At 65.2% G+C, this 18,900-nt stretch carries 16 protein-coding genes; 9 read left to right on the top strand and 7 right to left on the bottom strand.

The window, feature by feature from the left end:
• Window positions 1-255: 255 nt before the first annotated feature.
• The 4 genes from PMO31116_RS03010 to zapE all read left to right on the top strand — a co-directional run bounded on the left by PMO31116_RS03010 (window position 256) and on the right by zapE (window position 7,200).
• Window positions 256-3,117, top strand: coding sequence for a 2-oxoglutarate dehydrogenase E1 component (locus PMO31116_RS03010; protein ID WP_150565388.1), 2,862 nt, complete (start codon window positions 256-258; stop codon window positions 3,115-3,117).
• Window positions 3,118-3,206: 89 nt separating this feature from the next.
• Window positions 3,207-4,475 (top strand): 2-oxoglutarate dehydrogenase complex dihydrolipoyllysine-residue succinyltransferase, encoded by a 1,269-nt coding sequence (gene odhB / locus PMO31116_RS03005; RefSeq protein WP_150565387.1) that lies wholly within the window; start codon window positions 3,207-3,209, stop codon window positions 4,473-4,475.
• A gap of 94 nt (window positions 4,476-4,569) precedes the next feature.
• Window positions 4,570-6,009, top strand: coding sequence for a dihydrolipoyl dehydrogenase (gene lpdA / locus PMO31116_RS03000; protein ID WP_150565386.1), 1,440 nt, complete (start codon window positions 4,570-4,572; stop codon window positions 6,007-6,009).
• A gap of 93 nt (window positions 6,010-6,102) precedes the next feature.
• Window positions 6,103-7,200 carry a cell division protein ZapE gene (zapE, locus tag PMO31116_RS02995; protein ID WP_150565385.1) on the top strand — a complete coding sequence of 366 codons (1,098 nt, stop codon included), beginning with the start codon at window positions 6,103-6,105 and terminating at the stop codon, window positions 7,198-7,200.
• 205 nt (window positions 7,201-7,405) lie between these two features.
• Here the strand turns inward: zapE and PMO31116_RS02990 are convergent, their stop codons facing one another.
• Complete coding sequence (locus PMO31116_RS02990) at window positions 7,406-7,726, bottom strand: hypothetical protein (RefSeq protein ID WP_150565384.1); 321 nt, start codon at window positions 7,724-7,726, stop codon at window positions 7,406-7,408.
• Between the two features lie 226 nt (window positions 7,727-7,952).
• On the opposite strand from PMO31116_RS02990, the gene PMO31116_RS02985 reads away from it, so the two are divergent.
• The 3 genes from PMO31116_RS02985 (at window position 7,953) to PMO31116_RS02975 (ending at window position 9,836) form a co-directional block, all read left to right on the top strand.
• Window positions 7,953-8,594: a DUF2939 domain-containing protein gene (locus PMO31116_RS02985; RefSeq protein ID WP_150565383.1), complete on the top strand. Its 642-nt coding sequence runs from the start codon at window positions 7,953-7,955 to the stop codon at window positions 8,592-8,594.
• A 128-nt stretch (window positions 8,595-8,722) separates the two neighbouring features.
• Window positions 8,723-9,157, top strand: coding sequence for a DUF2147 domain-containing protein (locus PMO31116_RS02980; protein ID WP_425494757.1), 435 nt, complete (start codon window positions 8,723-8,725; stop codon window positions 9,155-9,157).
• Window positions 9,158-9,353: 196 nt separating this feature from the next.
• The gene (locus PMO31116_RS02975) at window positions 9,354-9,836 is read left to right on the top strand and encodes a DUF2147 domain-containing protein (protein WP_150565381.1); all 483 of its coding nucleotides are present in this window, start codon (window positions 9,354-9,356) and stop codon (window positions 9,834-9,836) included.
• A 243-nt stretch (window positions 9,837-10,079) separates the two neighbouring features.
• On the opposite strand, the gene PMO31116_RS02970 is transcribed toward PMO31116_RS02975, so the two are convergent.
• The 6 genes from PMO31116_RS02970 to PMO31116_RS02945 form a co-directional block, all read right to left on the bottom strand.
• Entirely contained in the window at window positions 10,080-11,222 is a 1,143-nt protein-coding gene (locus tag PMO31116_RS02970; RefSeq protein WP_174970776.1) for a Tle-like phospholipase domain-containing protein, read from the bottom strand.
• A 493-nt stretch (window positions 11,223-11,715) separates the two neighbouring features.
• On the bottom strand, window positions 11,716-13,002 hold the full coding sequence (locus tag PMO31116_RS02965; RefSeq protein ID WP_150565379.1) for a collagen-like triple helix repeat-containing protein: 1,287 nt from the start codon (window positions 13,000-13,002) through the stop codon (window positions 11,716-11,718).
• Between the two features lie 58 nt (window positions 13,003-13,060).
• Window positions 13,061-13,792: a MarR family winged helix-turn-helix transcriptional regulator gene (locus PMO31116_RS02960; protein WP_150565378.1), complete on the bottom strand. Its 732-nt coding sequence runs from the start codon at window positions 13,790-13,792 to the stop codon at window positions 13,061-13,063.
• An 85-nt stretch (window positions 13,793-13,877) separates the two neighbouring features.
• Complete coding sequence (locus PMO31116_RS02955) at window positions 13,878-15,056, bottom strand: collagen-like triple helix repeat-containing protein (protein ID WP_150565377.1); 1,179 nt, start codon at window positions 15,054-15,056, stop codon at window positions 13,878-13,880.
• 323 nt (window positions 15,057-15,379) lie between these two features.
• A complete protein-coding gene (locus PMO31116_RS02950; RefSeq protein ID WP_150565376.1) occupies window positions 15,380-16,948 on the bottom strand; it encodes a collagen-like triple helix repeat-containing protein in 1,569 nt (522 codons plus the stop codon).
• Between the two features lie 27 nt (window positions 16,949-16,975).
• A complete protein-coding gene (locus tag PMO31116_RS02945) occupies window positions 16,976-17,263 on the bottom strand; it encodes a hypothetical protein (protein ID WP_150565375.1) in 288 nt (95 codons plus the stop codon).
• A 1,079-nt stretch (window positions 17,264-18,342) separates the two neighbouring features.
• Between PMO31116_RS02945 and PMO31116_RS02940 the strand changes: the two genes are divergently transcribed.
• Both PMO31116_RS02940 and PMO31116_RS24235 read left to right on the top strand, forming a co-directional pair.
• Window positions 18,343-18,528, top strand: a complete 186-nt coding sequence (locus tag PMO31116_RS02940) for a Flp family type IVb pilin (RefSeq protein ID WP_023595646.1) — start codon at window positions 18,343-18,345, stop codon at window positions 18,526-18,528.
• Window positions 18,529-18,674: 146 nt separating this feature from the next.
• Window positions 18,675-18,884, top strand: a complete 210-nt coding sequence (locus tag PMO31116_RS24235; protein WP_343038590.1) for a Flp family type IVb pilin — start codon at window positions 18,675-18,677, stop codon at window positions 18,882-18,884.
• The last annotated feature ends 16 nt before the right edge of the window (window positions 18,885-18,900 follow it).

Genomic DNA, 18,900 nt, shown 5'->3' with positions numbered 1-18,900 from the left:
GTCCATGGCAAACGGCTGTTCGAACGGGGCCCGCGCGGCGTCGGGGACGCATGCGGCGGGCACGCCGGAAGTCCCCGTGTGACGGCTTTCCGGGGGGATGGCTGTCGGTAAAACGTGCTATGCTCCTCGCCGTGATTGATCAGGTCCTTCCAAGCACCACTTGATTCTCGCAATCCGCTAATCGGTCAGGCCGTGTCGCGGAAGGTTTCGTAACCCGCTATTTCTCGAGACACTCGTAGAAAAGGTGAGCGCAAAATGAGTTTGATGGAACAATTCCAAGCGAACTCGTATCTCTTCGGCGGCAATGCCCCCTATGTCGAAGAACTGTACGAGTCGTATCTTGATAATCCGGCGTCCGTGCCGGACAACTGGCGCCAGTATTTCGACGCGCTGCAAAACGTTCCCGCTGTTGATGGTTCCAACGCCAACGACGTGGCTCACGCCCCGATCGTGGAGTCGTTCGCCCAGCGCGCCAAGGCCAATGCCTTCGTGTCGCACGCCGGCGCATCCGACCTGGCCGTGGCCCGCAAGCAGGTTCACGTGCAGTCGCTCGTGGCAGCCTACCGATTCCTCGGCGCTCGCTGGGCCAATCTGGACCCGCTCAAGCGTCAGGAGCGCCCGGCCATTCCGGAACTGGAACCCGCGTTCTACGACCTGACCGAAGCCGACATGGACAGCGTGTACTCGGCCGAGAACACGTACTTCGGTTTCGAGCAAGCCAGCCTGCGCGATCTGCTCAAGGCATTGCGCGACACGTACTGCGGCTCGATCGGCGCCGAGTACATGTACATCAGCGATCCGGTGCAAAAGCGCTGGTGGCAGGAGCGTCTGGAGAAGGTGCGTGCAACGCCCAACTTCACCGCCGACAAGAAGAAGCACATCCTCGAACGCCTCACGGCCGCTGAAGGCCTGGAGCGTTATCTGCACACCAAGTTCGTCGGCCAGAAGCGATTCTCGCTCGAAGGCGGCGAATCGTTCATCGTGGCGATGGACGAGCTCGTCCACCACGCCGGTGCGAAGGGCGTGCAGGAAATCGTGATCGGCATGGCCCACCGCGGCCGTCTGAACGTGCTGGTCAACACCCTGGGCAAGATGCCGTCGGACCTGTTCGCCGAATTCGAAGGCAAGCACGTCGACGATCTGCCTGCCGGTGACGTGAAGTACCACAAGGGGTTCTCGAGCGACGTCTCGACGGCCGGTGGTCCGGTCCACCTGTCGCTGGCGTTCAACCCGTCGCACCTGGAAATCGTGAACCCGGTGGTCGAAGGCTCGGCCAAGGCGCGTATGGACCGTCGCGGCGAAGCCGACGCGGCCAGCGTGTTGCCGGTGCAGGTCCACGGCGACGCGGCATTCGCCGGCCAGGGCGTCGTGATGGAAACGCTGAACCTCGCGCAAACGCGCGGCTACGGCACGCACGGCACGGTGCACATCGTCATCAACAACCAGATCGGCTTCACCACGTCGGATCCGCGTGACGCTCGTTCGACGACGTACTGCTCGGACGTGGTCAAGATGATCGAAGCGCCGGTGCTGCACGTGAACGGCGACGATCCCGAAGCGGTCGTGCTGGCCATGCAACTGGCCCTCGAGTTCCGCCAGGAATTCAAGAAGGACGCCGTCGTGGACATCGTTTGCTTCCGCAAACTGGGCCACAACGAGCAGGACACCCCGGCGGTCACGCAGCCGCTGATGTACAAGAAGATCGCCCAGCACCCGGGCACGCGCGCGCTGTACGCCGAGAAGCTGGTCACGCAAGGCGTGATCTCGGCCGACGAGGGCGACGGCTTCGTCAAGGCCTACCGCAAGGCCATGGACGACGGCCATCACACCATCGACCCGGTGCTCTCGAACTACAAGAGCAAGTACGCCGTCGACTGGGTGCCGTTCCTGAACAAGAAGTGGACCGACGCCGGCGACACCGCCGTGCCGCTCAATGAGCTCAAGCGTCTTGCCGAGCGCATCACCACGATTCCCGCGAACTTCAAGGTTCACCCGCTCGTCGAGAAGGTCATCAAGGACCGCGAGAAGATGGGCAAGGGCGAGCAGCCGCTCGACTGGGGCATGGGTGAGCATCTGGCGTTCGCATCGCTGGTCTCGTCGGGCTTCGCCGTGCGCCTGACCGGCCAGGATTCGGGCCGCGGTACGTTCACGCACCGCCACGCCGTGCTCCACGACCAGAACCGCGAGCGTTGGAACGACGGCACGTACGTGCCGCTGCAACACGTGGCCGACGGTCAGGCCAACTTCACGGTGATCGACTCGGTGCTGTCCGAAGAAGCCGTGCTGGGCTTCGAATATGGTTACTCCACCGCCGAGCCGAACACGATGGTGCTGTGGGAAGGCCAGTTCGGTGACTTCGCCAACGGCGCCCAGGTCGTGATCGACCAGTTCATCTCGAGCGGCGAAGTGAAGTGGGGCCGCGTCTCGGGCCTGACGATGTTGCTGCCGCACGGCTATGAAGGCCAGGGTCCGGAGCACTCGTCCGCACGTATCGAGCGTTACCTGCAACTGTGCGCCGACACGAACATGCAGGTGGTCCAGCCGACCACGCCGGCACAGATCTTCCACCTGCTGCGTCGTCAGATGATCCGCCAGCTGCGCAAGCCGCTGATCGTGTTCACGCCGAAGTCGCTGCTGCGTCACAAGGAAGCCGTGAGCGACCTGTCGGAACTCGCCAAGGGTGGCTTCCAGACGGTCATCGGCGAGACCGATGCCTCGATCGACGCCAAGAAGGTCAAGCGTGTCGTCGCCTGCTCGGGCCGCCTCTACTACGACCTGATCGCCCGTCGTCGCGAAGAGAAGTCGAGCGACGTCGCGATCGTGCGCGTGGAACAGCTGTATCCGTTCCCGCACAAGGCGTTCGAGAACGAACTGAAGAAGTACGAAAACCTCGCCGAAGTGGTGTGGGCCCAGGATGAGCCGCAAAACCAGGGTCCGTGGTTCTACATCGAACACCACCTGATTGATGCGATGAGCGCTGGTCAGAAGCTGGCTTACGCGGGTCGCGCGGCTTCGGCCTCGCCTGCCGTGGGTTACTACGCCAAGCACTACGAACAGCTCAAGTCGCTGCTCGACACCGCGTTCGGTCGCCTCAAGGGCGCGACCGTGAAGCAGTAACCGGTCAGGTCTTACAGCGGTCGTCCTCCCCCAGGGACGGCCGCTGCCGTATTTCCGAATTGAACGTTTATCGAATCCAGGATCCAGAAATGGCCATTGTTGAAGTCAAAGTCCCCCAGTTTTCCGAGTCGGTTTCCGAAGGCACGCTGCTCGACTGGAAGAAGAAAGTCGGCGAAGCTTTCGCGCAAGATGAAACCGTGATCGAAGTCGAGACCGACAAGGTCGTGCTCGAAGTGCCGGCGCCGGCAGCCGGCGTGCTCGTCGAAGTGAGCGCGGCCGCGGGCGACACTGTGACGTCCGAGCAGATCATCGCCAAGATCGACACCGAAGCCAAGGCAGGCGCCGCCGCTCCGGTTGCCGCCAAGCCGGCCGAAGCCGCCGCACCGGCCGCCGCCGCTGCGCCGGCCGCAGCCCCCGCAACGGGTGGCGCGTCGGGTGGCATCGCCAGCCCGGCCGCAGCCAAGGTCCTCGCCGAGAAGAATCTGTCGGCCACGGATGTGGCCGGCTCGGGCCGCGACGGCCGCGTGACCAAGGGCGATGCCCTGGCCGCCGGTGCCAAGCCGGCCGCCGCTGCCGCGTCGTCGATCCCGGCGCCGGCCCAGCGCGCCTCGCTGCCGGCGGTGTCGGCCCCGGTGGGCCGCGACACGTCGCTCGAAGGCCGTCCGGAGCAGCGCGTGCCGATGTCGCGCCTGCGTGCCCGTATCGCGGAGCGTCTGCTCCAGTCGCAACAGACCAACGCCATTCTGACCACGTTCAACGAGGTCAACATGAAGCCGGTGATGGATCTGCGCAACAAGTACAAGGACAAGTTCGAGAAGGAGCATGGCGTGAAGCTGGGCTTCATGTCGTTCTTCGTGAAGGCCGCCGTCCATGCGCTGAAGAAGTATCCGGCCGTGAACGCCTCGATCGACGGTAACGACATCGTCTATCACGGCTACTTCGACATCGGTATCGCCGTGGGCTCGCCGCGTGGCCTGGTGGTACCGATCCTGCGCAACGCGGACCAGATGAGCCTGGCCGACATCGAGAAGAAGATCGCCGAATACGGCAAGAAGGCTGCCGACGGCAAGCTCTCGATCGAGGAAATGACCGGCGGTACGTTCTCGATCTCGAACGGTGGTGTGTTCGGCTCGATGCTCTCGACCCCGATCATCAACCCGCCGCAGTCGGCCATTCTGGGTGTGCACGCCACGAAGGACCGCCCGGTCGTGGAAAACGGCGAGATCGTCATCCGCCCGATGAACTATCTGGCCATGAGCTACGACCACCGTATCATCGACGGCCGTGAAGCCGTGCTGAGCCTCGTCGCGATGAAGGAAGCGCTGGAAGATCCGGCCCGCCTGCTGCTCGACCTGTAAGCGTTAGCGCGCATTGCGCGGCATTGCCCGGCCATGCGCTGCGTGGCCGGCGCACCGCGCCTCCCCCTGCCGTCAACCTTCACTGAGTCTCAAAATGGCAAACAAAGAATTTGATGTCGTCGTCATCGGCGCCGGCCCCGGCGGTTACATCGCCGCGATCCGCGCCGCCCAACTCGGTTTCTCCGTCGCTTGCGTCGAGAAGTGGACCAACCCGACCGGCAAGATGGTGCTGGGTGGTACGTGCCTGAACGTCGGCTGCATTCCGTCGAAGGCGCTGCTCGCCTCGTCTGAGGAATTCGAGAAGGTCGGTCACCATCTGGCCGATCACGGTATCACCACGTCGGATGTCAAGATCGACATCTCGAAGATGCTCGCGCGCAAGCAGGGCATCGTCGACAAGATGACCGGTGGTATCGAGTTCCTGTTCAAGAAGAACAAGATCACGTGGCTCAAGGGTCACGGCAAGTTCGTCGGCAAGACCGACGCCGGTGTGCAGATCGAGGTTTCGCCGACCCAGGACGGCGAAGTCGAGACGGTCACCGCCAAGAACGTGATCATTGCCACGGGTTCGAAGGCCCGTCATCTGCCGGGCATGCCGGTCGACAACAAGCTCATCTCGGATAACGAGGGTGCGCTCTCGTTCGACACCGTGCCGAAGAAGCTGGGCGTGATCGGCGCCGGTGTGATCGGTCTGGAGCTGGGTTCGGTGTGGCGCCGTCTGGGTGCCGAAGTCACCGTGCTCGAAGCCATGCCGGAATTCCTGGCTGCCGCGGACGCGGGCGTGGCCAAGGAAGCCGCGAAGCAGTTCAAGAAGCAGGGTCTGGACATTCACGTCGGCGTGAAGGTCGACGAAGTGAAGACCGGCAAGAACAACGTCACGATCCATTACACGGACAAGGACGGCAAGGCGAACACGCTCGAAGTCGACCGTCTGATCGTGTCGGTCGGCCGTGTGCCGAACACCGACAACCTCGGTCTGGAAGCCATCGGTCTGGCGGCCGATCAACGCGGGTTCATCCCCGTCGACGATCACTGCAAGACGTCGGTGCCGAACGTGTACGCCATCGGCGACGTGGTGCGCGGCCCGATGCTGGCCCACAAGGCCGAAGACGAAGGCGTGCTGGTCGCCGAAGTCATCGCGGGCCAGAAGCCGCATATCGACTACAACTGCATTCCGTGGGTCATCTACACCTCGCCGGAAATCGCATGGGTGGGCAAGACCGAGCAGCAGCTCAAGGCCGAGGGCCGCGAGTTCAAGCCGGGTCAGTTCCCGTTCGCGGCCAATGGCCGTGCGCTGGGCATGGGCTCGTCGGACGGTTTCGTGAAGGTGCTGGCGGACGCCAAGACCGACGAGATCCTCGGCGTGCACGTGATCGGCCTGAACGCTTCGGATCTGATCGCCGAAGCCGTGGTGGCAATGGAGTTCAAGGCCGCGTCGGAAGACATCGGCCGTATCTGCCATCCGCACCCGTCGCTGTCGGAAGTGATGCGTGAAGCGGCGCTCGATGTCGAGAAGCGCGCACTGAACAAGTAAGCGGATTCGCGCTGACTTGCAGGAACAAAGGCGAGGCGACTCGCCTTTGTTTTTTCCCGATGACCCTTGCCCCCCGGCCCGTCGCCGTACCGCATGAACGTTCGCGAATACTACCAACAAGAGCTCGCCGCGCGCGGCTACAAGCCCGACGAGGCGCAGGAGCGCGCCGTCGATCGTCTGCAACAATGCTACGACGAATGGGCGGCATACAAGTCCCGTCGCTCGAATACGCTCAAGAAGTGGCTCGTGCATCCGGAACTGCCCAAGGGGGTTTACCTGTGGGGCGGGGTGGGGCGCGGAAAGAGCTTCCTGATGGACAGCTTCTACTCGGTGGTGCCGCTGCAGCGTAAGACGCGGCTGCACTTTCACGAGTTCATGCGCGAAGTGCACCACCAGTTGCAGGCGCTCAAGGGCTTGCCCGATCCGCTCGACGAACTGGCCAGGCGCATCGCCAAGCGATACCGCCTGATCTGCTTTGACGAATTTCATGTGTCCGACGTGGCTGATGCCATGATCCTGCATCGGTTGCTCGCCGAGTTGTTCAAGAACGGGGTGCAGTTCGTGATGACGTCCAACTACCGTCCCGATACGCTGTATCCGGATGGACTGCATCGCGACCGAGTGCTGCCGGCGATCAAGTTGCTCGAAGACAGGCTCGACGTGCTCAACGTGGACGCCGGCATCGATTACCGTCGTCGTACGCTGGCGCAGGTGCAGGTGTATCACCACCCCCTCGGCAACGACGCGAACCGCGCATTGCGCGCGGCGTTCAGCGAAATTGCCGGCGTGCCCGACGAGAGCCCGCTACTGCATATCGAGCAACGCGAGTTGAAGGCGCTGCGCCGCGCGGGTGGCGTGGTGTGGTTCGATTTCCACACACTGTGCGGCGGTCCGCGCTCGCAAAACGACTATCTTGAACTGGCCAATCGCTTCCACACCGTGGTGCTCTCTGACGTGCCTCGCATGACGCCTCGCATGGCGTCGGAAGCGCGACGCTTCACGTGGCTCGTCGACGTGTTCTACGATCACAAGGTGAAGTTGCTCATTTCTGCGGAAGTGCCGCCCGAGGCACTTTACACGGAAGGTACGCTGGCCAACGAATTCACGCGCACGGTGTCGCGTCTGGTGGAAATGCAGTCGCGCGAATATCTCGAGGCCCCGCGGCGCGTGGTGGACACTTCGCTGACCTGATCGTTCGCGAACCTCGCGTCCCTGGCCGACGCTTGTCGGAGACGAAGGGGCGAAAGCAGGGCAAATGAAGGGCGAATGTCGGTAGAAGAGAGGCCGCGACACGGTCGCCACAAGGGCGCAAGAAATGCCAGGCGGCATTGCATCGGCACTCGGTCAGCGCGTGTCGCCGGCCGAGCGTGTCGTCTCGATGCGGATGGGGGCGACGTCAGCGTCCGCCGCGCTGTCGTCCGTTGGGATTGCGGGATGGGGGCGGCGCGGGCGGCGCCGACGGCTGGCGCTGCTCGCGGATGTGGTTGTAGATGTCGCCGCGCAGGTCGCCCTGCGGCCGAATTTCCTGAGGCTGCGGCCGTGACGGTCCGGGGCGTGGGCCGCCATGATGATCGCCGCGTCCGTTGGGACGCTCGGCACCCTGTGCGAACCAGCCCTGGAAAAACTGACTGGCCGACGACGCCTGGGCCGTTCCGCTCATCGCGGCGACGGCCAGCATGACGATACCCATCATCCGGACAAGTCGGGTGTGACGCATGGTGCCACCTCCTTGTCGGTTGGATTGCCGCGCGTCGGACCCGGGTTGCGCCAGCCGGAATGCGGATGCGGGAGATGCAGCATGGGCGACGAACGTTGCGGCTACGCTTCGAGAGTAAAAGGGTGGACGCCAGCGTGCTGTAAAGATTTGTAAAGCAATGTAAGCCGGAAGGCGCTGGCTGCCGTGCGTCACCTACCATGCGCTGTTTGAACGTCGGAGTTTGGAAATGCGTAAGCTGTCGATCGTCACGACGTGCGTCGTGACCGTGGTTGTGGTGATGGGGCTGCTTTTCGGCACGCCGTATTACACGCTGTGGCGTGCGCGCGATGCTGCGAATGCCCGCGATGCCGACACGCTCTCCTCGTACGTCGATTATCCCGCGGTGCGCGACAGCCTGAAGACGAGCCTGCACGATCAAATGGCGCGTCAGATGGACAAGCAGCGCAGCAACCCTTTCGGGGCGCTGGCGCTGGCGCTTGGCGGCTGGGTGTCGGATCGCGTGGTCGAAGCGTTGCTCACGCCGGAGGCCGTGGCCGCGATGCTGCGCGGTGACAGCACTGGCCTGCCGCCGGCGCCAGGTGCCCCGGCGCCGGACCAGGTGGTGCCCCAGACGCCCCAAGCCCCCCAGGCGCCGCAGCAATCCTCCGGGACGCCGCCGTCGTCGAACGCGCCGTCCAATGACGGGAAGCCGCAAGGTGCGGACACCGCCTCGCCGCGCACGATCACGCGCACGGAGTTCCAGGACTTCAACCACTTTCTCGTCCATGTGTCGCGCAGCGACCGGCCTGAGCGCGTGGTGACGTTTACGCTCACCCGGCGCAATCTCGTGCAGTGGCGCCTGAGCGCCATCGCGCTGCCGCCGCTGTAATCGGCGGGGGCGCATTTCACAACCGCAGGACGATGCTTTTGAGAGCGATATTGAACGCCGTGTTCCGGCGGCGCCCGTTCGCCGCCGGTTACCCACGCACCTCGGCGGCGCTGTGCGTGCTCCACGTGCTGCGTGTGATCAGTGTGATCAGTGTGATCAGCGCGACCGTGACACCGGCGTTCGCGGACACGCTGTCCCCGGTCGGGGTGTGGCGCATTGTCGACGAGACAGGCGACCCGAAGGCGCTGATCGTCATTTCCGAGCGCGACGGCGAGTATGTCGGGGCGCTTGCCAAGAGTCTCGGGCGACGCGACGCGCTCGAGCGTCGCTGCGATGGTTGCACCGACGATCGCAAGGGCAGGAAGCTTCAGGGCATGGAGATCATTCGCGGCCTGCGCAAGGACGGTGACGAATACACCGGTGGGAAGATTCTCGATCCGGACAGCGGCAGCGAATATGGCTGCAAGATCCGCGTGGTGGATGGCGGAAAAAAGCTCGAAGTTCGAGGCTATTTCGGCATCTCGCTGCTGGGCCGTACGCAAACGTGGATTCGCGAGCCTTAGCCGATTTTCCCAGGATATCGATTGACGTGGATCCACGCCAAAGGCGTAGCCTCGGCTAGAGGACTTCCTCAGCACGACGTCACGCCTTTGGCGTAATCTTCAAAGCGACTCACGTGCGAACCGGTGCATGCGCCGGGCGGGTCGTCGCTATCGCGAGTCCTACGACAATCAATCCGTATCTGGGAGGATGACAATCATGAAGCAGATCTCGAATGCAACGTCGTGGCGACGTTTGGGTGCTCACGCGCTTGTTGCGGTGGCATTGCTCGGCGGCGTTGCCAAAGCGGCCATGGCGGCCGACAACACCTCACCTGTCGGCGTATGGAAGACGATCGACGACAACACCGGCAAGCCGAAGGCACTCGTCACGATCTCGGAGCAGAATGGCCAGCTCGTGGGCGTGATTACCAAGGGGCTGGGACCGAACGACGATCCGGAGCGCATCTGCACGAAGTGCACGGACGAGCGCAAGGATCAGAAGATGCTCGGCATGCAGATCATTCGCGGCATGCAGAAGGACGGCGATACCTATGACGGCGGCACCATTCTCGATCCGGAGAACGGCAAGGTGTACAAGTGCAAGATGACCGTGAAGGACGACGGCCAGAAGCTCGACGTGCGTGGCTACATCGGCATCTCGCTGCTGGGCCGCACGCAGACCTGGGAGCGCGAGCAGTAAGGCAATGTGACACGTGCGGCCGCCGACGCGATTGCAAGTGCAAGTGCGGGCGCGGCGGCCATGACGTGGGCATCGACCCCGGCGCGGTCCCATCTCCGACGCGCGGTGCAAGGCCCCGGACGATACGTCCGGGGCTTTTTTTCATGCACGGCCATGGCGTCACGAGGGTCCGGACCATGCCGCGCCGCGGGTGTCGCGTCGCCGATGCGCTCCGTGACCGGTCTTGGAGGCATCGCGCCCGCGTCACTTGAGCAATATGACGTTACGGTTTGCCGATGTCATCGTAGGCACACGCGCCAGACGCGCGAACAGCGACCGAATCATCTGCGGCATCGAATGACGCGCGATCGATTCGGAGAGGCCGCTGCCGGCCGGGTCAGGCGCCGATCTCTCCCGTTGCGTGCCTGACGATGCCGCCGGCGGGAGTCCGATGCGCGTGCCGACCGGATGCGGCATCGATAACCGTGCCAGCCAGGCCACCATGGCGCCGATCAGGGGAATGCGCCCGGCGATTCGCGTGGCGTTGCGCACCAGGCTTTGAACGACCGAGAGAATTTCGCCCTGCACGTGGTACGCGTCCACGCGCGAGGCTGCCGGAGTCGCATGATGGCGGGCCACCGTGCGTTCGTGCAGGCCGGCGGGGTCGAACGTCAGGCCGTGCGATCGCTCGACCACGGAGGTCTGCGCCGAGGCGAGGCCGCCGCCCAGCGAGTGCCCCGTGAACACCAGCCGCGACGCCGGATACAGCTGCGTCAGCGTCTTCGCCCAGGCGATGGCCGCCTCGTATTGCCGTGAAGGTAAGCCTAGCGCCTGCAACACGTTCTGCTTCCAGTCGACGTAAGCGTGTGCCGCGATGTTCATCTCCGTGCCGCGATTGGCGACCAGGATGTTGCCGCCGACCGGGTCGGCGTAAACCGCGCCGAAGAAGCCCGAACCACCAGGGTCGTTGTCGTCGTGCGTGTCGATGCGTTGCACCCGGGCGGGCAGGATCTGCGGAATCGACTGGTCGAAGTAGACGTCATGATCGACAAGCGCTGCGGTCATGACGTTACGTTGTTCGAGCATCTCGCGAGGCATGGCGTCGATGCCGTGCCTCTCGATCCATGCGTCGATGTCATCGATGCGTTGCGCGACCGGTACGAGACGAGACGTCTGATGTGCCGACGCTTGCGCCTCGCTGGCGTTCACGAGCGGTGTCATTTGTGCGAGCACGCTGTCGAACGCCGCCGCCTGTTGCGGGTCCGACGGGCGCTCCGGTGGCGAGCGTCGGCAAAGTTCGCGCGTCGCGTCGATCCACGCCTGCGTCAATGCCCGCGAGCGACGCTCGTGGGGGTCGTGCGTACCGGTTGCATTGCCGGTTCGGGCAGACGTCTGGATGCTGAGCAAGCTGCGTCGCCATCTCGCGCCAGCGATGCGTTGCTCACGCGTCAGCGCATACCACTGGCTTGACGTTTCGGATGCCGAAGAAGGCGGCGATGGTTCGGGGCCCGCGTCGGCGTTCGCGGTGGGGGCGGGCGTTTCGTCGAGGACGACGTGGGACGTTGCGGCAGGGGCGTGCCGCAGACTTGTTTGGCCAATCATGATATCGGTGCGTCAGAGGAGGCGTCGTGGGAAACCGCGCGCGGGTCGCCCGGCGTCGGGACACGACGCGGGCAAGGACGACGCGGAACGGCGAGCGATTCTGCTCGCACGCGACGCTGCCGGACACCAGGAATGGCTCATTTCCCAAATGTCGGGGCGCGACGAAATGCGGGGGGGCGTCAACACCCTGGCACGACAAAGCCCGGGCAGTGTCGCTTCACTGTCCGGGTTTGCCGACGTCATTGGCGCCTGCACGCCGCCGACGTTCCCCCCTCGCGATCCTCGGACGCTGGCGCGCTTACCTTGCCAGTCCGCCCAACAGTCCTGTGACCGGCGTCAGCAGCGCTCCGGCACCGCCTGCACTGCCGGACCCGGTCGCGCCGCCCGCGCCGGCGCTGGCGAGCGATGTGAGTGGTGTCGTAACGGTGCTCAACAACGTGGTGACGGTGCCGAGCGGGTTCGTGGCGCCGTTGCCACTTCCACCGATTCCACCGGTCCCGCCGGTCACGGCCGTGGCGCTGCCGAGCAGTCCGGTGAGACTGCCCAGCGGATTGGTGCCCGACGCGCCGCCGCCCGCGTTCCCGCCGAGACCGCCGAGACCGCCGAGCAGGCCGGTCAGGGCGCCCAGCGGATTGTTGCCACCGGCCGTGCCGGGCGTCACCGTCGTATTGCCGACGTTGGCGAGCACATTGCCCAGTGCGTTCGGGCGCGTTGCGCTGGTGTTGCCGAAGAGCAGGCCGCCGGCGCTGGTAGCGGTGTTACCCAGTGCCATGAGCGGATTGCCGAGGCTGGCGACCACGGCGTTCGGCGCGGCGCTTTTCACCTGGGCACCCGCCTGATTCAGCGCGCCGCCCAGTGTGCCCAGCAGGCCCGCCACCGGCGTGCCCACGCCGGTCGTGTTCCCCAAGGTCTGCGTGGCGCTCACCACCGTATTCGTGATCGGCGAGATGGCGGACGAGAGCGCCGTGGTCGCCTGCACGACGGGGGCGCTCCCGAGCGTCTGCGTAAGGGCTGCGCCGCCGCTCACGCCCCCCTGACCGACGGTGGCGACCGCGTTGCCGAGCACGCCCGTGAGCGTGTCGACGGGGGTGTTCGCGAGCGGCCCGCTCTTGCCGATGCCCGCGATACCGCTGCCGAGCGATTTGCCCGCGTTGCCCAGATCGGTCACAACGTTGCCGGTGCTCGCGAGCGTGGTGCCGACCGGATCGGCGCCGGCTTTGCCCAACTGTCCAAGCCCGCTGCCCACGCCGGAGCCCAGGTCGGTCACGGCGTTACCCGTCTGCGTGAGAGCCCCGCCAAAACCTTGCGTGGCCTGTGGCGACACGCCCGGAATCGTCGTGCCGGACACCTGGTTTCCGACGGCGCTGACCACGGAGCCGACCGAGCTCACCACACCGTTGCTCGACGTTGTCGGGTTCGTCGGATTATTGGGGTCGTTCGGATTGGTCGGTGTGTTGGGATTGTTTGGGTTTGTCGGCGTGTTCGACGTCGCGCCACTGCCGCCGCCCGAACTGGAGCAGCCGGTGACGCCGAAGAGCGCTGCGACGAGCGCGGCGAGCAAGGTGGGGTGAAGCCATTTCGACATGACATGTCTCCTCGAACAGGGACGAGCGCTTCCGGGGGCCGTGGCTCGCCGGTGGCCGTCAGGCCCTGGACGTTGGGCCTCGGGCACTGGAGACCAGACCGGCGATGTCCTGGTCGGCCTCGAAGCGCAGACGGAAGGTTTCGCTCTTCAGGGTGCGAATGCTTTGCACCAGGAAGTCGTGAATCGCGGCGAGCTCGCTGTGGTCATACGCGGCGCTCACGGCGGTGAGCTCGCGCGAGACCGACGACAGGAACTGCTCGATCTGCGCGCAGCGCTCGGCGATCGGATGGATCATCACCATGCGACGGTCGTGCGGATTCTTTTCGCGCTCGACGAAGCCTGCGCGCTCGAGCCGGTCGATGACGGTGGTGATGCCGCCGGAGCTCACGCCCATGAGCTCGGCCAACTGACCGGCGGTGATCGATTCGAGTTCGAGAATCAGGTCGAGCGCGTTGAGGTCGGTGACGTTCAGGCCGAGCTGTTCAGCCAGCGCTGCGTGATAGAGCGCGGTGTACACGGCGAGCCGGCGCCCGAGCGAGCGGACGATGCCGGCGACGAGATCGTTTCGGTTCGTATGTCGGTCGCTCATGGTGCCGTGCGTTGCGTTGAGCGGGGAGGCAGTGGAAGTCGCCCCGGAAGCGGCGCCCGAATCGGCGCCGAACGTGTTGTGGCTCTGGCGGGCGCCGACACCGCCGGCGCTCTCGCGCATGGCCGCGGGGTCGGCATATTGCGAGGCGGATTCGCCAAGACCGCGCATCAGCACGCCGGTGTCGGATAGGAAGCGGGCCATGGCATCTCCTTATCGATGAATTGCCTGCGGCATACGCGGCGCCGCAAGGTCGGCGGCGCGCGCAATGCCATGTGTCACGTGCGATTTACTTGCCGACGCTGGCAACGCTGCCGAGCAGGGTGGTCACGGGTGCGAGCAGACCGCCGAGGCCGCCCGTTGCGCCGCCCGAGCTGCCGCCGGCCGCGCTCGTCACGCCCGAGAGCAGGCCCGTCACGGGCGCGAGCGGGCTGCTGCCGCCCCCCGATCCCGAGGCTGCACCGCTCAGGCCGCCCAGCAGACCCGTGACCGGCGCAAGCGGGCTGCTGCCGCCGCTGGTGCCACCGAGTCCACCCAGCAGACCGGTCACCGAGCCGAGCGGATTCGCGTTGCCGCCCGCCGCGGTCGAGCCGAGGTTGCCGAGCAGCGAGCCGAACGGGTTGGCCGTGCCGGTCGAGGTGGACCCGTTCAGGAACGAGCCGACGCCGCCGACCGTATTGCCCGTGGCGATGACCGTGTTGCCGAGCGCCGTCACCACGCCGTTCGATGAGGTGCCCTTCATCGTGGTGCCGACCGTGCCGACCGTATTGCCGAGCGTGGTGAGCAGGTTCTGCACCGGCCCGCCCAGGCCGGTCGTGGTACCCACGGTGCGAGTGGTGTCGGACACGACATTGGTGACCGGGTTGATCGCCTTCGAGAGCGTGGAAGTCACCTGGGTGACCGGTCCGCCCGTGAAAGCCTGCTTCAGAATCGCACCCCCCGCGATGCCGCCCTGGCCGACCGTGGACACCACATTGCCCACGGCGGACGTCAGTCCGTCGACCGGGGTGCCGGCGAGCGGGCCACTCTTGCCGACGCCGGCCACACCACTGCCCAGCTGGACGCCTGCCTGGCCCAGGTCGGTCACGACGTTGCCGGTGCTGGCAAGCGTGGTGCCGACGGAATCGGCCGACGTGCCGGTTTGACCGAGACCGGCACTCACGCCGTTGCCGAGATCGGTGACCGCATTGCCAGTGCTCTTGAGCGCGCCGCCGAATCCCTGTGACGCCTGCGGCGAGACGAGCGGCAACTGCGTGCTGGCGACCTGATCGCCGAGCGCGCTCACGACATTGCCGGCGGAGCTCACGACGCCGCCGGCGTTCGTCGCGGTAGTGCCCACGGCGTTCGGCGTGCCCGTGGTGCCAGCCGAGGTGGCGCCGCTGCCGCCGCCGCCGCTGGAACAGCCGGTCAGTGCGATGGCGGCGATGGCGGCCGAGGCGAGAAGGGAGCGTTGAAGTGCGAGGTTCATGGTGTCTATCTCCTATGTCGTTCTGAATGTTTCGGTTCGGTTTCGGCGAGTCGCCGTGTGCTTGACTGCTGGATGTCAGGCTGGACCGGCAGGTACGGCACCGGCGCCGCGTTCCACTACTTCCACTTGAGAAACCGGGTCCGCGCGCTGCGATGTCGCTGCGACTGCGCGCGCGCCGCGTCGGGGATTGGCCGGACCCGGTCCCTTCCGACCCGATGCGTGGGCGTCGGGACGAGGGCCGGATCGCGGCGGTCGCACGCCGGGGGAGGGATCGCGCGGGTCATGGTCGGTGAGCTTGGGCGCGTTTCGTGGCGAATCGCCGCTTATTTCTTCGCGCCGAGCAGACCGCCGAGCAGACCGGTTACCGGGGCGAGCGGGCCGGTGCTCCCGGTACCGCCCGCGCTGGTTGCACCGCCGACCGCGCCCGTGACGGCGCCGAGCAGGTTGGTCACCGGCGCGAGGGCGCCGCCTGCGGTCGTGCTCCCGGTGCCGCCGGTCGCACCGCCGGCCACAGCGCCGAGCCCGCCCGTCAGACCCGAGACGAGATTCGTGACCGGTGCGAGGGCGCTGCTGCCTGGCGTACCACCGGCGGCGCCACCGAGCGCCCCCGTCACGCTGGCGACGAGCGTGGTGACCGGCGCAAGCGGGTTGCCGCCCGAGGTGCCGCCCGTGGCGCCGCCGAGACCGCCCGTCAAGCCGGAGACGAGCGTCGTCACCGGCGCAAGCGGGTTGCCGCCCGAGGTGCCACCGGCGGCGCCGCCGAGCGCACCGGTCAGGCCCGAGACCAGGTTCGTGACCGGGGCGAGCGGGTTAGCGGCGCCAGTGCCGCCACCCAGGCCGCCCAGACCGCCGGTCAGTCCGCCCAATGCCGAGGTGAGCGGTGCGAGCGGATTGGCGCTGGTGGGCGTGCCGTGCACCACGCCGCCGAGACTTGCCACCGTGTTGCCCACGCCTGCGACGATGCCGCCAACGTCCGCGGCGACCGGGTTGTTGAGTTGCCCGCCGATCTTCGTGCCCACGCCGGCCAGACCGCCGCCCACGGTGGCCAGCAAGCCGGCAACCGGCGTTCCCAGGCCCGTGGTATTGCCAACCGTTTGCGTCGTGTTCGTCACCACGTTCGTGATCGGGGTGATCGCGGAGGAGAGCGACGTGGTCAGTTGCTGCACCGGCGCGCTCGTGACCGTCTGCGTGAGCCCGGTGCCGAGCGACTGCCCGGCCATGCCGACCGAGGTCACGACACCGCCGAGCAGCGTGGTGACGCCATTGATCGGCGTGCTTCCGAGCGGGCCCGTCTGACCGAGACCGGCGACGGCGCTACCCAACTGCGTGCCCGCCGTGCCGAGGTTCGTCACCGCCCCGCCCACGCTGGCGAGCGTCGGGTTGAGCGGGTCGCTGACCGATCCGAGCTTGCCGATGCCGTTGGTCAGGCCCGTACCCAGCGTCTGCACGGCCGTGCCGGTGGACACGACGGCGCCCGAGAGACCCGACTGCGTTTGCGTGCTCAGCAAGGGGAGTTGCGTGCCAGCGAGCGTCGTGCCCACGTCGCTGACGGTCTTGCCGACTTGCGTGACGACCCCCGTGCTCGCCGTACCGGCGACCGTGCCGATCGGATTGGTGGTCGCGCTCGTACCGGTTCCGCCGTCGCCATTGCCATTGCCATTGCCATTTGTGTTGCCGTTGCCACCCGTTCCCGAGCCGCCGGCGCCCGAACCGTCGCTGACCGTGCCGGCGCCCGTGCCGCCGCCACCGCCGGCGCCGGCCGTGGTACCGCTGCCGCCACCGTCGCCGAGCGAGCCGCTGGTGCCCCCGGAGCCGGAGCTGGCGCAGCCCGTCATCGTGATGACGGCAAGAAGGCAGGCGGAAGCGAGCAGATTGCGTTGAAGGTTATTCATGATGGTGTCCTCTGGTCGTTGTCGTTATCAGGCGAGCACGGCTTGTGCCGCCAGACGGTTGTTCATGCGTTGTGCGATAAGCGCGAACAGGAGCGCGTCGACAGCGGCACTGCCGGGGCCTGTCATTGCATGCGCCGAATGCGTGGTGCGGCCGTTGGCCGGATCGAACGGTGTGGCGGTGGCGCGTACGCCACCGCCGTCTTCACCGCCCCTCCCTGGGCTTGCGCCTCTACGTTCGTTGCCGCCGATGCTCTGACGCTGCGCGGAGATGGCTTCGGTGCGCTGCGTCGGTTGCTTGGTATTGCCAATGATCATGGTGTCCCCCGGTGATCTTCAGCGTTGCGATGCAGGGGTAAGCGCAAGAGGTGTGCCAATCATTGATTTCAAAGTTGAATAAGCGCTCTAGTTTTTCCGTAAAGCGGCTGAAAAGCCTGTATTTATTTGCGTTTTGGAAAACAAGAATCTTTCGAATCGAGAGATCGAGGTTTGCTGGAAGCCGGTGAAAATCAGGGTTAACGAGATCGGGAAATGGCGAGTGTCGGGCCAGAATCCGTTCCCGTTACGTCGGGCGTTACGGGTAACGTTACGTAACGCCACTGTCCGGAAATCCTTCGGGATGTCTAAGAGAATGAAGCGCCCGATAGCGTTACGTCGGCTTCAATTCGAATTCGAGATGGGATGGCCGTCGCGGTCGAAACGGCTTGTTACGGCATGCGTCGCACGGGCGGTTATCGATATCGATAAGGCACTCGAATCGAATAACGAATCAATCCCATGCGCGCGGGACAGCGCTCGGAACGCATGATGAACGGAAAGGAGGGGACAGTCCGGGCGTCTGACTCGTCTGTGCTGGCGCACCGAAGCGGTTCCGATGCGCGCTACGCGGCATGTTGCCGCGCTGCGCCGTCAGTGCGTCCAGCCCGGCAAGAAAAAAGGGCGGATGTCGCGCTCGACAGGGCGATCGGCGGCGTGGAAATGAATGAAAAGTTATTTAAACGGATGGTGTATTGGATTCGCGGTTGTGTGTGGCGTGGCACAAATCATGGTTTTCCCTCGCGAGCGTTGTACTGCGTGGTTTTGGAGTATTGTTCGATCAACTAATGTAACGATTTCTTACACTCTCGGTGGTGATTGGAACCAAGACTCTAGTTTTTGCGATTTACTTTAAATTACGATCAGAAAAAATAAGCGCGCCACCGCAAATGATGTGTCGACAAGCAAAGAATTAGTGGCGTACAACGTAAAAGAGGTTCGAAAGCCTTGCTGCGCAACGAACCTGAGGCCGAAGTCCAGAATTGATGAGTGATTTGGCGGGATGCGTCACGTGGCCGACAGGCCGGTGAGGCGTTGCCGTGGGCGATTGGGCGCCTCGCGCCTTCATGAAGGAGACTGATATGAAACTCGGCAAACGTATTCGACTGTTCGCTCGCGACGAGCGAGGCGTTACGGCGCTGGAATACGGCATTCTCGCCGCGATCGTCGCCGTGATCATCGGCGGCACGATCTACGCCAATCTCACGGGCACGTTCTCGACGGTCTTCTCGAAAGTAACCTCTGCCGTGACGGCTGTCGGTGCCTGACGCTCACCGACGCTCGCCGACGTTTACTGACGTCGGCCGGTGGGCGCCAAGCTTGCTCACGGCTGCCGAAGCGCAAGCAATGAGGACAACAGGCGCCGCAGTCATCGAGACGCCGTTGCGGGAAGTCGGATGCTGTATTCGCGGGGATGCGCATCATGAAAGCAATGCGAGCAGGAACAAGACACCGAAGGCACCGTCTTTCGCGGCAACGCGGCGTCACGGCACTGGAGTACGGAATTCTGGCGGCGATCGTGGCGCTCATCATCGGCGGGGTCGTCTACACGAACCTGAGCAGTGCGTTGACGACGGCCTTCAGCACGGTGTCGTCGGCGGCGACGTCCGCGGTCTCGCATTAGCGCGGGGAGCGCATTG

Source organism: Pandoraea morbifera, from assembly GCF_902459575.1.
In the GTDB taxonomy this organism is placed as follows: Bacteria; Pseudomonadota; Gammaproteobacteria; order Burkholderiales; family Burkholderiaceae; genus Pandoraea; species Pandoraea morbifera.
The sequence above is the reverse complement of the archived record's forward strand: the minus strand, read 5'-3'. Positions and strand labels throughout refer to the sequence as shown.

Bases quoted from the DNA above. Each gene is read 5' to 3' on its own strand.
- PMO31116_RS03010 (WP_150565388.1), top strand. From the start codon at position 256: ATGAGTTTGATGGAACAATTCCAAGCGAACTCGTATCTCTTCGGCGGC.
- odhB (WP_150565387.1), top strand. From the start codon at position 3,207: ATGGCCATTGTTGAAGTCAAAGTCCCCCAGTTTTCCGAGTCGGTTTCC.
- lpdA (WP_150565386.1), top strand. From the start codon at position 4,570: ATGGCAAACAAAGAATTTGATGTCGTCGTCATCGGCGCCGGCCCCGGC.
- zapE (WP_150565385.1), top strand. From the start codon at position 6,103: ATGAACGTTCGCGAATACTACCAACAAGAGCTCGCCGCGCGCGGCTAC.
- PMO31116_RS02990 (WP_150565384.1), bottom strand. From the start codon at position 7,726: ATGCGTCACACCCGACTTGTCCGGATGATGGGTATCGTCATGCTGGCC.
- PMO31116_RS02985 (WP_150565383.1), top strand. From the start codon at position 7,953: ATGCGTAAGCTGTCGATCGTCACGACGTGCGTCGTGACCGTGGTTGTG.
- PMO31116_RS02975 (WP_150565381.1), top strand. From the start codon at position 9,354: ATGAAGCAGATCTCGAATGCAACGTCGTGGCGACGTTTGGGTGCTCAC.
- PMO31116_RS02965 (WP_150565379.1), bottom strand. From the start codon at position 13,002: ATGTCGAAATGGCTTCACCCCACCTTGCTCGCCGCGCTCGTCGCAGCG.
- PMO31116_RS02960 (WP_150565378.1), bottom strand. From the start codon at position 13,792: ATGGCCCGCTTCCTATCCGACACCGGCGTGCTGATGCGCGGTCTTGGC.
- PMO31116_RS02955 (WP_150565377.1), bottom strand. From the start codon at position 15,056: ATGAACCTCGCACTTCAACGCTCCCTTCTCGCCTCGGCCGCCATCGCC.
- PMO31116_RS02950 (WP_150565376.1), bottom strand. From the start codon at position 16,948: ATGAATAACCTTCAACGCAATCTGCTCGCTTCCGCCTGCCTTCTTGCC.
- PMO31116_RS02945 (WP_150565375.1), bottom strand. From the start codon at position 17,263: ATGATCATTGGCAATACCAAGCAACCGACGCAGCGCACCGAAGCCATC.
- PMO31116_RS02940 (WP_023595646.1), top strand. From the start codon at position 18,343: ATGAAACTCGGCAAACGTATTCGACTGTTCGCTCGCGACGAGCGAGGC.
- PMO31116_RS24235 (WP_343038590.1), top strand. From the start codon at position 18,675: ATGCGCATCATGAAAGCAATGCGAGCAGGAACAAGACACCGAAGGCAC.